The organism is Pontibacter anaerobius (assembly GCF_026241195.1).
Classification (GTDB): domain Bacteria; phylum Bacteroidota; class Bacteroidia; order Cytophagales; family Hymenobacteraceae; genus Pontibacter; species Pontibacter anaerobius.
This window is the reverse complement of sequence record NZ_JAPFQO010000011.1, coordinates 219,117-232,224: the sequence shown is the minus strand read 5'-3', so window position 1 is coordinate 232,224 and position 13,108 is coordinate 219,117. Positions and strand designations below refer to the sequence as shown.

At 48.6% G+C, this 13,108-nt stretch carries 10 protein-coding genes and 1 tRNA gene; 3 read left to right on the top strand and 8 right to left on the bottom strand.

Annotated features, from left to right (window positions below; all coding sequences use genetic code 11):
* Positions 1-145: 145 nt before the first annotated feature.
* The 5 genes from OO017_RS16890 to OO017_RS16870 form a co-directional block, all read right to left on the bottom strand.
* Positions 146-1,009 carry a sigma-70 family RNA polymerase sigma factor gene (locus OO017_RS16890; RefSeq protein ID WP_025605096.1) on the bottom strand — a complete coding sequence of 288 codons (864 nt, stop codon included), beginning with the start codon at positions 1,007-1,009 and terminating at the stop codon, positions 146-148.
* Between the two features lie 193 nt (positions 1,010-1,202).
* Positions 1,203-3,341 (bottom strand): polyribonucleotide nucleotidyltransferase, encoded by a 2,139-nt coding sequence (gene pnp, locus OO017_RS16885; RefSeq protein ID WP_266053872.1) that lies wholly within the window; start codon positions 3,339-3,341, stop codon positions 1,203-1,205.
* A gap of 136 nt (positions 3,342-3,477) precedes the next feature.
* Positions 3,478-3,753, bottom strand: coding sequence for a 30S ribosomal protein S15 (rpsO, locus tag OO017_RS16880; protein ID WP_073851111.1), 276 nt, complete (start codon positions 3,751-3,753; stop codon positions 3,478-3,480).
* 109 nt (positions 3,754-3,862) lie between these two features.
* A complete protein-coding gene (locus OO017_RS16875; protein ID WP_266053871.1) occupies positions 3,863-5,275 on the bottom strand; it encodes an LptF/LptG family permease in 1,413 nt (470 codons plus the stop codon).
* Between the two features lie 98 nt (positions 5,276-5,373).
* Positions 5,374-5,778 carry an START-like domain-containing protein gene (locus tag OO017_RS16870; RefSeq protein ID WP_266053870.1) on the bottom strand — a complete coding sequence of 135 codons (405 nt, stop codon included), beginning with the start codon at positions 5,776-5,778 and terminating at the stop codon, positions 5,374-5,376.
* 134 nt (positions 5,779-5,912) lie between these two features.
* Between OO017_RS16870 and OO017_RS16865 the strand changes: the two genes are divergently transcribed.
* Positions 5,913-5,986: transfer RNA gene (locus OO017_RS16865), tRNA-Met, on the top strand.
* 586 nt (positions 5,987-6,572) lie between these two features.
* Here OO017_RS16865 and OO017_RS16860 read toward each other — a convergent pair.
* Complete coding sequence (locus tag OO017_RS16860; protein ID WP_266053869.1) at positions 6,573-6,722, bottom strand: hypothetical protein; 150 nt, start codon at positions 6,720-6,722, stop codon at positions 6,573-6,575.
* Between the two features lie 429 nt (positions 6,723-7,151).
* Between OO017_RS16860 and OO017_RS16855 the strand changes: the two genes are divergently transcribed.
* The gene (locus OO017_RS16855) at positions 7,152-8,753 is read left to right on the top strand and encodes an alpha-amylase family glycosyl hydrolase (RefSeq protein ID WP_266053868.1); all 1,602 of its coding nucleotides are present in this window, start codon (positions 7,152-7,154) and stop codon (positions 8,751-8,753) included.
* Between the two features lie 72 nt (positions 8,754-8,825).
* Here OO017_RS16855 and OO017_RS16850 read toward each other — a convergent pair whose 3' ends face one another.
* Positions 8,826-10,754, bottom strand: a complete 1,929-nt coding sequence (locus OO017_RS16850; protein WP_266053867.1) for an ABC-F family ATP-binding cassette domain-containing protein — start codon at positions 10,752-10,754, stop codon at positions 8,826-8,828.
* A 376-nt stretch (positions 10,755-11,130) separates the two neighbouring features.
* On the opposite strand from OO017_RS16850, the gene OO017_RS16845 reads away from it, so the two are divergent.
* Positions 11,131-11,682, top strand: a complete 552-nt coding sequence (locus OO017_RS16845; protein ID WP_266053866.1) for a 2'-5' RNA ligase family protein — start codon at positions 11,131-11,133, stop codon at positions 11,680-11,682.
* Between the two features lie 162 nt (positions 11,683-11,844).
* Here OO017_RS16845 and OO017_RS16840 read toward each other — a convergent pair whose 3' ends face one another.
* On the bottom strand, positions 11,845-13,098 hold the full coding sequence (locus OO017_RS16840) for a porin family protein (protein WP_266053865.1): 1,254 nt from the start codon (positions 13,096-13,098) through the stop codon (positions 11,845-11,847).
* Positions 13,099-13,108 lie beyond the last annotated feature (10 nt).

The window sequence follows — 13,108 nt, the reverse complement described above, 5'->3', positions numbered from 1 at the left end:
TACTGTATTAGGTCTGAAAGAAATTAGGTTGCAAGTATACAAAATTTCCGGGCCTCTGCCTGCATAAGCGCCGGCAAAAAGGTAAGGTTGCTAAAAAACAAAAAGCCCGGGCGTTGGCCTGGGCTTAGATTTTTTGTTGGTGCGATTAGCCTAAGTATGGCTTTAGTGCCTTGCTTCTTGAAGTGTGGCGAAGTCTGCGGATGGCTTTCTCCTTGATCTGGCGAACACGTTCGCGTGTCAGGTTAAACTTCTCACCGATTTCCTCTAGTGTCAGTGAGTGCTCTCCGTTCAGTCCAAAGTATAAGGTGATCACGTCTGCCTCACGCTTGGTTAGCGTGGAAAGGGCGCGCTGCACTTCTTTGCGAAGCGAGTCGTTCATCAGGCCCATGTCCGGAGACTCCTCATCTTCGTTCTCCAACACGTCCAGTAAACGGTTCTCCTCACCCTGTACAAACGGCGCGTCCACAGACACATGGCGTCCCGATATCTTCAGGGTATCCACTACCTCAGCAGTGGTCAGTTCTAATACTTCGGCAATTTCTTCCGGCGATGGCTCACGCTCAAACTTCTGCTCAAGCTCTGAGAATGATTTAGAGATCTTGTTGAGTGACCCTACACGGTTCAGCGGAAGACGTACAATACGCGACTGCTCTGCCAAAGCCTGCAGGATAGACTGGCGAATCCACCATACGGCATAAGAGATGAACTTAAAACCTCTCGTTTCGTCGAATCGCTTGGCGGCTTTGATCAAACCGAGGTTACCCTCGTTTATCAGGTCACCTAGAGAAAGGCCCTGGTTCTGATACTGCTTGGCCACCGATACCACAAATCGCAAATTGGCTTTTGTTAACTTCTCAAGCGCAAACTGATCTCCTTCTTTAATTCTCTGTGCCAGCGACACCTCTTCATCCGGAGTAAGCAAATCAACTTTACCAATCTCCTGCAGATACTTGTCCAGTGATTGGCTCTCGCGGTTCGTTATCTGTTTGCTTATCTTGAGTTGTCTCATCAGAGTATGTATTATTCAAAAAAATTGTGAAAACTTTAGTTTTGGCTCGGTGACTTAACATCAGAAAATCGCGCAAAGTTCTGCTATCTTAAGAATAAAATCAAGATGCAACCCTTCGGCGATGAAATATAAAAACTCTTGGTGCCCAATTAGCCGTTATAGCAAGGCACCAAGAGTTATACTATGTCAGGTGTTATTGGTTGTCTTCAGCACCCGGCTTTGGCAGGAGCGCCTTGCGGGAAAGCTTGAATTTACCTGTTTTCTTATCTACGTCAATCAGCTTCACCTTCACTTCCTCACCGATCTCCAGTACGCCTTCCATTGTCTCCAAACGGCCGTGCTTGATCTCGGAGATGTGCAGCAGGCCATCCTTGCCTTGCATGAACTCTACGAAAGCGCCGTAAGGCTGGATAGACTTCACTTTACCGATGTAAACCTCACCGATCTCAGGCTGTGCTGTGATGGCACGGATCTTACCGATGGCAGAATTCATCGAATCCTGGTCGGTTGCGAAGATGTTCACGTGGCCCTTCTCATTTCTCTCTTCGATAATGATGGTGGCGCCAGTGTCTTTCTGGATCTGCTGGATTACTTTACCGCCTGGCCCAATCACCGCACCGATAAACTCTTTATCGATCACCATGTTGAATGAACGCGGAGTATGCGGTTTATAATCCGGGTTAGGGGAAGAAAGGGTCTTAGACATCTCGTTGAGAATGTGCAGACGGCCAGCATTAGCCTGCTGCAGCGCCTGTGTCATTACCTCATGCGACAGTCCCTGGATCTTAATATCCATCTGGCAGGCGGTGATACCGTCTTTAGTACCGGCCACTTTAAAGTCCATATCGCCCAGGTGGTCTTCATCACCCAAGATATCAGACAATACAGCAAACTTTCCAGTACTTGTGTCAGTGATCAGACCCATCGCGATACCCGAAACGGCACCTTTTACAGGCACACCAGCATCCATCAGGGCTAAGCTACCGGCACAAACCGTAGCCATAGAAGAAGAGCCGTTAGATTCCAGGATATCAGAAACGATACGGATCGTATATGGATTCTCAGCCTCTGCCGGAAGCACTTTCTTCAGGGCACGCAGCGCCAGGTTACCATGACCGATCTCGCGACGGCCCGGGCCTCTGTTTGGTCTTACCTCGCCGGTAGAGAATGCCGGGAAGTTATAGTGCAGAAGGAATTTGCTTGTTCCGGACACCATCGCACTATCGATCATCTGCTCGTCCAGCTTAGTACCCAGTGTAACAGTAGTCAAAGACTGTGTTTCGCCACGGGTAAAGATGGCTGAACCGTGTGTGGCAGGCAGGTAGTTCACCTCAGACCAGATCGGACGGATCTCATCCAGCTGACGGCCATCCAGACGAACGCGCTCATCAAGAATCATGTTGCGAACCGCTTCTTTCTCTACGTCGTGGTAGTAAACTTTGATTAGGTTCTCATCGTAGCCGTGGTCTTCGCCAAGAGAAGCGATAAACTCATCACGCACTGCTTTGAATCCTTCGGAACGCTCCTGCTTGTTGGCGCTGCCACGCTTGGCAACGGCATAAGCTTTATCGTAAGTAGCTTCGTATACTTTTTTGCGAAGGTCCTCGTCGTGCGTTTCATGCGTGTACTCACGCTTCACAGTTTTACCTACCATTTCGGCAAGATCAAGCTGTGCCTGGCAATGAGACTTGATGGCATCGTGGGCGAATTGAATAGCTTCCAGCATCTCAGCCTCAGAAACCTCGTTCATCTCCCCTTCCACCATCACAACACTGTCGATAGAGGCACCCACCATCAGGTCGATGTCCGCACGCTGCAGGTCGCTCACGCTTGGGTTAATGATCAGCTGGCCATCTATGCGTGCTACGCGCACTTCAGAGATAGGGCCGTTGAAAGGAATATCGGACACAGCCAGGGCAGCAGAAGCAGCCAGGGCAGCCAGGGCATCCGGCATGATCTCTGTATCAGCAGAGATCAGGTGTATGGTCATTTGCGTCTCGGCGTGGTAATCTCCCGGGAACAGCGGGCGCAGCACACGGTCTACCAGGCGCGAAACCAATACTTCATAGTCAGAAAGTCTCGCTTCTCTTCTAAGGAAACCACCTGGAATCTTGCCTGAAGAGGCAAACTTCTCCTGATAGTCTACGGAAAGCGGCAGAAAATCAACCCCTTCACGGGCTTCTTTGTTTGAAACTACAGCTGCCAGCAGCATGGTGTTACCCATTTTCACTACCACAGAGCCATCGGCCTGCTTGGCCAGCTTACCAGTTTCAATTGTTATCTCCCGGCCATCCGGAAGAAAAATGGTTTTACTAATCGCGTTGTAGGACATCTTCAATTATCGTTATCATCAAAAAGACAGCGCCACCCTTTGCGACACTGTCGGTACTGGCAATTCAGAGGAAGGAAGGGGAAATGCTTAAAAAAAGATTAGGGAATCCCTGTATGAATTCCCTAACACAATAAGCTTATTTACGGATACCCAGCTCGCTAATAATAGCTCTGTATCTTTCAATATCATTTTTCTGGAGATAGTTAAGAAGTCTTCTTCTCTTACCTACCAGTTTCAGAAGACCCAGACGTGTGCTAAAGTCTTTCTTGTGAGTTTTCAGGTGCTCGGTCAGGTCCGCGATACGTGTCGTGAACAGCGCTATCTGAGCCTCAGGAGAACCTGTATCAGATTTTGACTTGTTGAAACCGTGCTTTTCGAAAATCTCTTGTTTCGCTTCAGTGGTTAATCTCATCGTAAAAATATCAATCTGTTTTTATCTTGCAAAGCTTGCTATACAAGCCACAAAGGTATATAATTTACTTTTACAAAAAAAACTTTTACCAAATCTTTATATAGTGTTTTTACAGTTTATTCCGTCTTAGGCGCGCCATCAGCTTACGCCAGAAGTCCAGCTCCAAGAGGCTGGAGTCGTTGCGGGCCTGGTAAAGAAAGAAAAGACCGATTGGCAAAAGTATAAAGTTGGCAGCCCACATGCCCGCCCCTACCGACACAAGCCCTTCCCTGGCCCACTTCTCGCCAAGTATAGTCATCACATACATAGTGATAAAGAAAACGATGGAGATCACAACCGGCACGCCCAGTCCGCCTTTCTTGATAATAGCCCCCAAAGGTGCACCGATCAGAAACATAATAATGATAGAAACCGACTGCGTATACTTGCGCCAGATCTCCACCTCATAGTTATTTGCCTCACGCAGGGTGTTCTTTACGCGCTCCATATAGCTATTGGTAAAGCTCCTTATATTACGGGCTTTGTTTGTGGCCAGCAACAGCGTCTCCGAGGTTGGTTCAGGAAGCTTTCGGCTAATTTTCTTATCCAACAGGCGCAAACCGTTTTTCACCTGACCGGTATCCGCCTTAAAGTACATGTAAAAAGGATCGACATTCGGGGCATAAAGCTTCTTCTCCCGCTGGCTATGCGTACGCAGCGAGTCCGTAACCACGTTCAGCTCCTTGATGTTCTTCATCATTTTATTGTCTGAGAAGAGCTCCTCGCGGGTACGGTCAAAATTAAAAGAGGCCATACTTAGCATTAGCTTGCTCTTATCAAACTCTTGGCGCACAAACTGCTCGGTAGAACTGCGGAAAGAGGAATTGTTCTGGTCTACATAGGTATTGCCACGGAATAGCTCCAGCACAAGGTAGGTGTCATTGTAGTCCATGTACATTTCCCCGGAATCGGCAAGTATAACCGTTGTATTGGTGCCCCCTTTGGTATGGTCGTAGATCATCACCTCGCGCAGCGTCTGCCCGTCGTTCATCTTCTCGTTTACCTTTATACTATAGCCCGGTATGCCATTGTAGAATGCCCCCTCCTTAAAATTCATGGCGGGTTTTTTCTGGCGAATGTCCCAAAGCAAACTGTAGGCTTTCAGGTTGGCTTTCGGCACGATGAGGTTATTAAAGAAGAAGGCCCCCACGGTTATCAGCCCCACCACAATAAGCACGGGGCGAAGGATGCGGGTTAGCGCGATGCCGGAGGTTTTGATTGCGGTTAGCTCATGGTGCTCACCAAGCTCCCCAAAGGTCATGAGCGAGGACAAAAGCACAGCCAGCGGCAGGGCCACGGGCGCCATGTTTATACTAAAATAGAAAAGGAGTTCGCCAAACACCTCCGCACCCAGGTCCTTACCCACCAGTTCGTCGAGGTACTTCAGCATGTACTGGGTGAGCAGGATAAACTCCACCACAGCAAACGTTAACAGGAAAGGGCCGAAAAAAGCCCGTAATATTAGCTTATCAAGTTTCTTCATGCGCAAAAAATGGGAGGCAGCAACTAGTGCACAGCAGCCTTAAACATGCTTTATCCAGCAATTACCGTGCAAAGATACGCTTTACTCCTGCAAACGCGCTACCCTCCCACTATTTCCCGCAGATTTTGCATCAGGTTGTCCCATAGCTCCTCCAGTTCCTCCTCGCTGTCTTCGTTTGAGTAGTCCACTATTTTCAGGAACTGTTCCTGCGTCAGCTCACTCGACTCAATATGGAAATCGATGTACGGTGCATCAGGAGTATGCTTTTTGTCCTCGGTCAGGAAAAGGAAGCGCACAGACTTGTTGGTGCGGTGGCCGGTCATTTCGGCAAAGTGGTTTCTGCCATCCCAGATAAAGTTGAATACATTGTCCTCATTCACTTTTGCGTCGTCGCAGAACCACTGCGACAACCCACCAGGTGTGCTCAGGTATGGGTAAAGCAGTTTGGCAGAGGCATTGATAGGGTACTCGCGCACAAATTTCAACTTCGTATCTTTAGTCATAAGGGTATTGTAAGTGTCTGAGTAAGTATAGCATTAATTCTTCAAATAATATATATCTGTAAAACAAAATATTTTTTTTCTGGACAGATGCTTGCTTATTTGAAAACGATCCCGTTATATTTGCACCACAATTCGGCGGGGTAGCTCAGATGGTTAGAGCGCAGGATTCATAACCCTGAGGTCGGCAGTTCGATTCTGCTCCCCGCTACTAGACAAACAAAGGCTTGCAGATGTAACATCCGCGGGCCTTTTTTGCTTTCCGGGCTATTAGCCTCCACACCATACTTTATCCGCAACTAATTTGGTCTTGCTTCTTACTGCTCATAAAGAGTCAAAAGCCTTGACCTGATACTATACTTAACGCATACTCGGAAATTGATAAAGTATTAGTGTTTCGATTAATCATATTCTTTCTAAACAACTTTCATCTCCCCCTCTTCCGATCAGCGAGAAATTTACCCCATTTTCCTTTGAGGCGCCTTTTATTGATGTGGTGCCCACAGGACAGCCTGCAGCGTAGCTAAAGAGCCCCCCTACTCCGGCAGCTTCAATACACAGCGCCGATCAGGAAAACACGCTCCCCGCGTACGTGGAGCAGACATCAACAAACAATGCTACAGGCACTTGTAATACCGAGGATGACCAGTAGCTACGCCAGCTGAGGGAGAATTTTCAAAAACAACTCCCGGGTTTACGTTATACTTAAAAAGAAAAGCCACACCCTGTAGGCGTGGCTTTAAGTGTTAGTTCCCCCAGTGACCTTAATTGTCACCGTTATTTACTCGCTCTATTTTTTACTTTCCTACGTGATCTTTCAGGAAGGTCTGCTTATGCAGCGGCTTGTCTTTGTGGTTAGCGTAGGCCGGGCAGTACGACTGCTGGCAGGAAGAGAAGAAAGCGACTACAAAAATGAAGAGAAGTAGCTTTGGTAAAAGTGTTTTCATAAAGTAAGATTTTGTTGGTTTATGTGTTTAGTTGTTTGTATCGCCCAAAGCACAGCTTCCGCTCTTTTTGCCCCTGTTGCTGCCGTACATCATATTATATAATACAAATATATAGAAGTTTAAATCAACACAAACAATTATAATCAAATATTTAGAAGGCAAAGTACAAAGTGCAAAAATTAAGTTCACTCCATATCAACCAGGGCAATTCAATCTTGCTTTTGACATAAAATATTTTTTCTAAAGAAAAGTATACTTTCTAACAGGTGCGGAAAAAGGTGCAAAGCAACTTGGCCTGCGCAAGCGATAAGGCGTGGAAAATGGTTATACTTAGCCATTTGCATCGCCCACTCCACTTGAATACATCCTGATAAGCCCTGCTGCGTAGAACCCATACTAAACAAACACGTGCGCATTAAACACGAAACTATGGAACAAGAACAGAAGTACCTTTGGTGGCAGTCAGGCATTATCTACCAGGTGTATCCCCGCTCCTTTCAGGACTCAGACGGCGACGGCGTGGGCGATCTAAAAGGCATTATAGGCCGGCTGGACTACCTGAAGTGGCTGGGCATCACGGCTGTCTGGGTATCCCCTATCTTCCCCTCACCAATGGCAGATTTTGGCTACGACATTTCCGATTACTGCGACATCCACCCACTTTTTGGCTCCATAGATGACTTTGACGAGCTGCTACAGGAGGTACACAAGAGGGATATGAAACTTATACTTGACCTGGTGCCGAACCATACTTCCAACCAGCACCCTTGGTTCCTGGAGTCACGCTCTTCTCGCGACAACCCCAAACGCGACTGGTACATCTGGCACAATGCCAAGGAAGACGGATCGGAGCCCAACAACTGGCTGAGCGTATTTGGCGGCAGCGGCTGGGAATGGGATGAGCAAACACAGCAGTATTATTACCACGCCTTCCTGAAAGAGCAGCCTGACCTGAACTGGCGCAACCCTGAAGTGCAGCAAGCCATGCTGGATGTAATGCGTTTCTGGCTGGATAAAGGCGTGGATGGCTTCCGGGTGGATGTAATGTGGCATATGATAAAGGATAAAAACCTGCGCGACAACCCCGCCAACCCGGACTATCAGTCGCACCAATCGACTTACGAGCAGCTTATCCCCGCTTTCTCTACCGACCAGCCCGAAGTGCATGACATTGTGGCCAAAATGCGCAAGGTAACAGATGCCTATGACGAGCGTGTGCTGATCGGCGAAATATACCTGCCTGTGCACCGGCTGGTAACATACTACGGCCAGGACAACAACGGCACGCATCTGCCCTTTAACTTTATGCTGATCACGATGGACTGGAACGCCCGCACCATCAGCACCAATGTGGATGAGTATGAAGGCGCATTGCCGGAGGGCGGATGGCCCAACTGGGTTATCGGCAACCACGACCAGCCGCGCATCACCAGCCGTATCGGCCAATCGCAGGCAAAAGTGGCCGCCATGCTGCTACTTACACTGCGCGGCACCCCCACTCTATACTATGGCGACGAGCTGGGCATGCGTGATGTACCCATCCCGCCGGATAAAATTCAGGACCCGCAGGGCCTCAACATGCCGGATAAGGACTTGAGCCGTGACCCCGCCCGTACCCCAATGCAATGGGATAACAGCGCCAACGCCGGCTTTACCAGCGGGGAACCCTGGCTACCGCTACCCGGAAACTATAAAAGAGTGAATGTTGAAGTTCAGAAAGAGGATGCCTACTCCATGCTTTCGTATTACCGCCGCCTGATAACGCTACGCCAGCAGGAAGCCGCGCTGAATGTTGGAGATTATGCCCCTGTGATAACTGACGGCCCACTTCTGGCTTACATCCGTAAAACGGAGCGCAAGCAATTTCTGGTAGTGCTTAACCTAAGCCACAAACCCTGCACTTTAAAGCCGAAACATCAGACATATAAAGGCAAGATCATTTTTGCCACTGACCCTGAGCGCGAGGGAGAGCCTGTGGCGGGGAACATCAGCTTGTATGGCGATGAAGGAATTCTGGTGGAGCTAGCGTAGTGGCAGCTACTTACACTTAAAGGGCCCGTGAGGATAATCCTCACGGGCCCTTTAAGTGTAAGTATAAATAGCCTATTCAGAGAATTTAGCCTCGATCTGTTCGGCCTCCAGCATCAGGCTCTCCCAATCCTCCTGCTTCTGATCCAGCTTCCGCTTGATTTCCTCGAACGTGCGCGTAGCCTCCTGTAGTTTGTCAATGTCACCAAAAACCTTTGGATCTGACATGTGCTTTTCCTGCGCGGCAAGCTGCTGCTCCAACTCCTGCACCTCTTTCTCCACCTCGCTTACCCGCTTGTTCACCTGCTTCAACTGGTTAGTCAGTTGTGCATTCTCACTTTTCTCACGGGGCTGCTTCTCGGCTTTAACCGCTGCCGGAGCACTGGCAGCGTCTTTTTTTACCTCCTTCTCGCGCTTCTCTTGCCAGGTTTCATACTCATGGTAGGTACCCGGATACTCCTTCAGCTGGTAGTCCTCAATATACCAGATCTTGGTGGCCACGTTCTCCACAAAGTAACGGTCGTGGGAGATCACCACAAAAGTGCCCTCGTACTGCTCCAGCGCCTGGATAAGGATATTAACCGATTGCATATCGAGATGGTTGGTCGGTTCGTCGAGCATGAGGAAGTTGGCCTCCGAGATCAGCGTTTTGGCCAGGGCAACACGGCTCTTCTCCCCACCCGACAGCACTTTGATCTTCTTGAATACCTCATCCCCCGTAAAGAGGAAAGAGCCAAGTATAGAGCGTAGCTCCATCTCAGTTTTTTTAGAGCCTGCCTGCTGCAGCTCCGACAGCATGTCATTCTCCACATTCAGTGACTCCAGCTGGTGCTGTGCATAAAAGGCCAGTATGACGTTGTGGCCAAGCTCACGCTTTCCGTTTATTGGCTCTGTGCCGGCTATAATACGAAGTAGCGTTGACTTTCCCTTACCATTCGCTCCTACCAGGGCTATTTTATCTCCGCGCTCAATGTGCACGTTCGTATCCCGGAAGATAACCTTGTCGCCATAGGCTTTGCTCATGTGCTCCAGGCGCAGAATATGGCGGCCAGGCTGTGTATTGAATTTAAAGCTGAAGTTCACCTTAGCTGCGTCAGGTAGCACGTCGTCAATGCGTTCCATGCGGTCCAGCATTTTCTGGCGGCTCTGTGCCTGCTTGGCTTTGGTGGCCTTGGCCTTGAAGCGCTCAATAAAGCGCTCTGCCTGCCGGATCTGCGCCTGCTGGTTCTCGAAAGCACCTTTCTGAATCTCGTTGCGCAGCTCTTTCTCCTCTACATAAAAGCTGTAGTTACCGGCGTATACATTCAGCTTCCCTCCGGATACCTCCACGGTCATGTTGGTAGTGCGGTCCAGGAACTCACGGTCGTGCGACACGATGACAACGGCTCCTTCGTAGCGCTCCAAATAAGATTCAAGCCATTTAATGGAAGGCAAATCGAGGTGGTTGGTAGGCTCATCGAGGAGGAGCAGCGATGGTTTCTGCAACAGGATTTTTGCCAGCATGACACGCATGCGCCAACCACCGGAGAAGGATGCCAGCGGCTGCTGCAACTCCTCAGTGCTAAAACCCAGCCCTTCCAGAATCGCCTCGGCCTCGGCCTGCATCGTATAGCCGCCCAGTGCCTCAAATCGCTCTTGCAGTGTCGCCAGTTTGTCCACCAGGTCATCATGGAAGTTATTCTCAAACTCCACCAGCACCCTGTCTATCTCCTCCTGCAGGTGAATTGCCTCGCCAAAGGCCTGCATTGCCACAGAAAGTATACTTTCGTGGGTGTCGTAGCTCAGCAGGTCCTGGTTCAGGAAACCGATGGTGGTCTCCTTGCTCATCTGGATGCTGCCGCTGTCCGGTGTATACTCCCCCACGATCAGGCGCAGCAACGTGGACTTGCCAGTTCCGTTGAGCCCGATCAGGCCGATCTTATCCTTGGGTTTAATATGCAGGCTGGCGTCCTCATACATGATGCGGCTGCCGAAGTGAAAGTTCAGGTTGTTTATGGAAATCATGTGATCCTGTATGCATTAAAATACAAAGGTACTTATTTTTGGCTGTGAGTTGAAAACATCCCCACAGCTTAAATAGTGCGGCACCTGCAAGCATACCTGCGCTCTCGGCCCCATTGCACCATTGGCCCGCTGTAAAATAAAGCCCTTAAAATTGACACAAAGTATAACATCTTATAAATTTGCGCTTTACTACAGCGCCATGACTTCTTGTTAACGGCCTGCTTTGCACAAGTTAAACACACTATGCCCTAGTGCATACCCGTTTATACTATAGGAGGCTCCGGTAAACAATAATAACGCGACATCGTTTAGATAATTTATGCAACCCCGCACCTGATTAGGTAGCGGCCGATACAGGTACTGAAAGCTTAACTATATGATTGCGATTGCCTCGCTTTTAGACAAGCAAACTTCTGAGCGCGTGTCGGAGCTAACGGAGCTCCTTGAAAAGAAATTCGGGCTGAGTGGTGTAAAAATCACCCCCTACCCGCACCTGACACTGCTTACGGCTGAAGTGCCGGACATGGAGGAATTGAAGCAATATCTGGAGCAAACGTGCTACGAGGCGCAGCAGTTTACCGTGCGCACCACTGGCCTGGGTATCTTCCCCGGCGAGAACCCTGTAGTGTACATCCCTATACTTCGTACGTCGCAGCTCAACCAGTTTCATAGTCGCCTGCACCGCGATATTGCAGAAATGAGCACTGAAATGGGTGTATATTATAATGCTAACCTCTGGCTACCGCACATCTCCCTTGCCTTGGGCGATACAACACCACAAATGCTCGGACCTGTCCTCTCTTTTCTATGTCAGTACAACTTTAACTGGGAAATTACACTGGATAACCTTACCATCCTGCAAAAGTGCGGCGATTACTTCCTGAAAGATGAGGAGTTCCGCTTCGGGAGGCGTGAGTTGATCTGCTAACTTATTCTTGTCGCCTTTGCCAATCAGCAGCAATAACAAAAAGGGGAGTTAAAAAACAACGTTTTAGAAGCCTACAGTCTGACCAAGGCTTGTGGCTAGCAAATAAAAAGCGGCTGCAGGTTTATACACTTGCAGCCGCTTTTCTTTATTTTAATCAGGGGCTTAGCGCAGGAAATAGGTCAGTTGCAGTGTCAGGGTAGTTTTAGAGCTCTCCAAGGCAGTATAAAAAGAGAAACCATTACCTTTTTCTAACCTTGCTTCTGCAGCATACTTGTCCGTAAACACGCCCGCTCCCAAAAGTATTGCCTGTTCATACTTTCGCACCTCATCAAGCGGCTTTTCATCATATTGACGCACCGTTCCGTATCTGCTTGTTTCTCTTTGCTGCCTGCTGTTATCTGAAAGCATCAAGTTGTTTGCCAGCCCCACACTTACAAAAGGGCGGAAAGCTCCGGTAGTAAAGGCATAGCGCACCATACTGTTTAACCCCAGGTAGAGTAACTTGAACTCTGTATCTGATGTTTCAGTGCTGGACTCATAATGCCCTTTGGCGACATAGGGCTTCAGCATCAGTTCATTTGCTATTGCCCATTTGCCATGCGCTCTAGGCAAAGTATAGTTTACGGCCAGACCAGCTGTTACTCCCTGTCCGTTAAAGTCAGAATTTACAAGGTTGTTGAAAGAAGAGCTACCACTTTTAAAGCTGTAGTTAAGGGCTGTAAACCCGCCAATCACACCAAGCTTTAACTTCCCTATCTCTTTTTCAGGCTCGGTAGCCACAGCGCCTGGGTTTACACAGGCATTATAGGCAGCCACAAGTGCTGCAAGTTGCGACTGCTTAAACTCAACCTTCTGCACCCTGGACTGTACAGATTCACAATCAGAGAGGTAGTAACTCAAAAGCCCTTTGTAAAGATCCAGCGTTAAATAGCCTACTTTATCGTTGTTGTTTCTTTTTACTCTTTGGTAAAGCAACTCCCGCGGTTCCTCGCCACCCTTGCTTACATAGAAATGGGTTTTAGAGCTCTTGTCCGTGTAACCAAACAAATTCAGAGTGCCCTTTACCAAAACGCGGAGCATCACAGTATCGCGCACAATAGTTGGGGATGCATTGGTAACTAATTCGTTTAAGTTGGTAGGTGAAACATCTACATCTACAGCAAACGTCTCATACTTATCCCCGTCCTCAAAACCGAAGCGCTGCACCTGTTTCAGTGGAAGCATCTGAGAGGAGTTGTTTTCCGAGCTGCTTTTAAACTCTATGTTCTCAGGGTTGCGGTTCCAGTCTTCATTCTTGATGTAACCTTGAATACTATCACCCTCAACAGTGATATAATATCCTTTCTCGAACTTAGCCTGCCCAAATGCACTGACACAGAGGAACAGCAGAATAATTAAGGGTAAAGTTGTTTTCATAAATTTTTAA

Bases quoted from the DNA above. Each gene is read 5' to 3' on its own strand.
- OO017_RS16860 (WP_266053869.1), bottom strand. From the start codon at position 6,722: ATGAAAACACTTTTACCAAAGCTACTTCTCTTCATTTTTGTAGTCGCT.
- OO017_RS16850 (WP_266053867.1), bottom strand. From the start codon at position 10,754: ATGATTTCCATAAACAACCTGAACTTTCACTTCGGCAGCCGCATCATG.
- OO017_RS16870 (WP_266053870.1), bottom strand. From the start codon at position 5,778: ATGACTAAAGATACGAAGTTGAAATTTGTGCGCGAGTACCCTATCAAT.
- OO017_RS16845 (WP_266053866.1), top strand. From the start codon at position 11,131: ATGATTGCGATTGCCTCGCTTTTAGACAAGCAAACTTCTGAGCGCGTG.
- OO017_RS16840 (WP_266053865.1), bottom strand. From the start codon at position 13,098: ATGAAAACAACTTTACCCTTAATTATTCTGCTGTTCCTCTGTGTCAGT.
- OO017_RS16875 (WP_266053871.1), bottom strand. From the start codon at position 5,275: ATGAAGAAACTTGATAAGCTAATATTACGGGCTTTTTTCGGCCCTTTC.
- pnp (WP_266053872.1), bottom strand. From the start codon at position 3,341: ATGTCCTACAACGCGATTAGTAAAACCATTTTTCTTCCGGATGGCCGG.
- OO017_RS16890 (WP_025605096.1), bottom strand. From the start codon at position 1,009: ATGAGACAACTCAAGATAAGCAAACAGATAACGAACCGCGAGAGCCAA.
- OO017_RS16855 (WP_266053868.1), top strand. From the start codon at position 7,152: ATGGAACAAGAACAGAAGTACCTTTGGTGGCAGTCAGGCATTATCTAC.
- rpsO (WP_073851111.1), bottom strand. From the start codon at position 3,753: ATGAGATTAACCACTGAAGCGAAACAAGAGATTTTCGAAAAGCACGGT.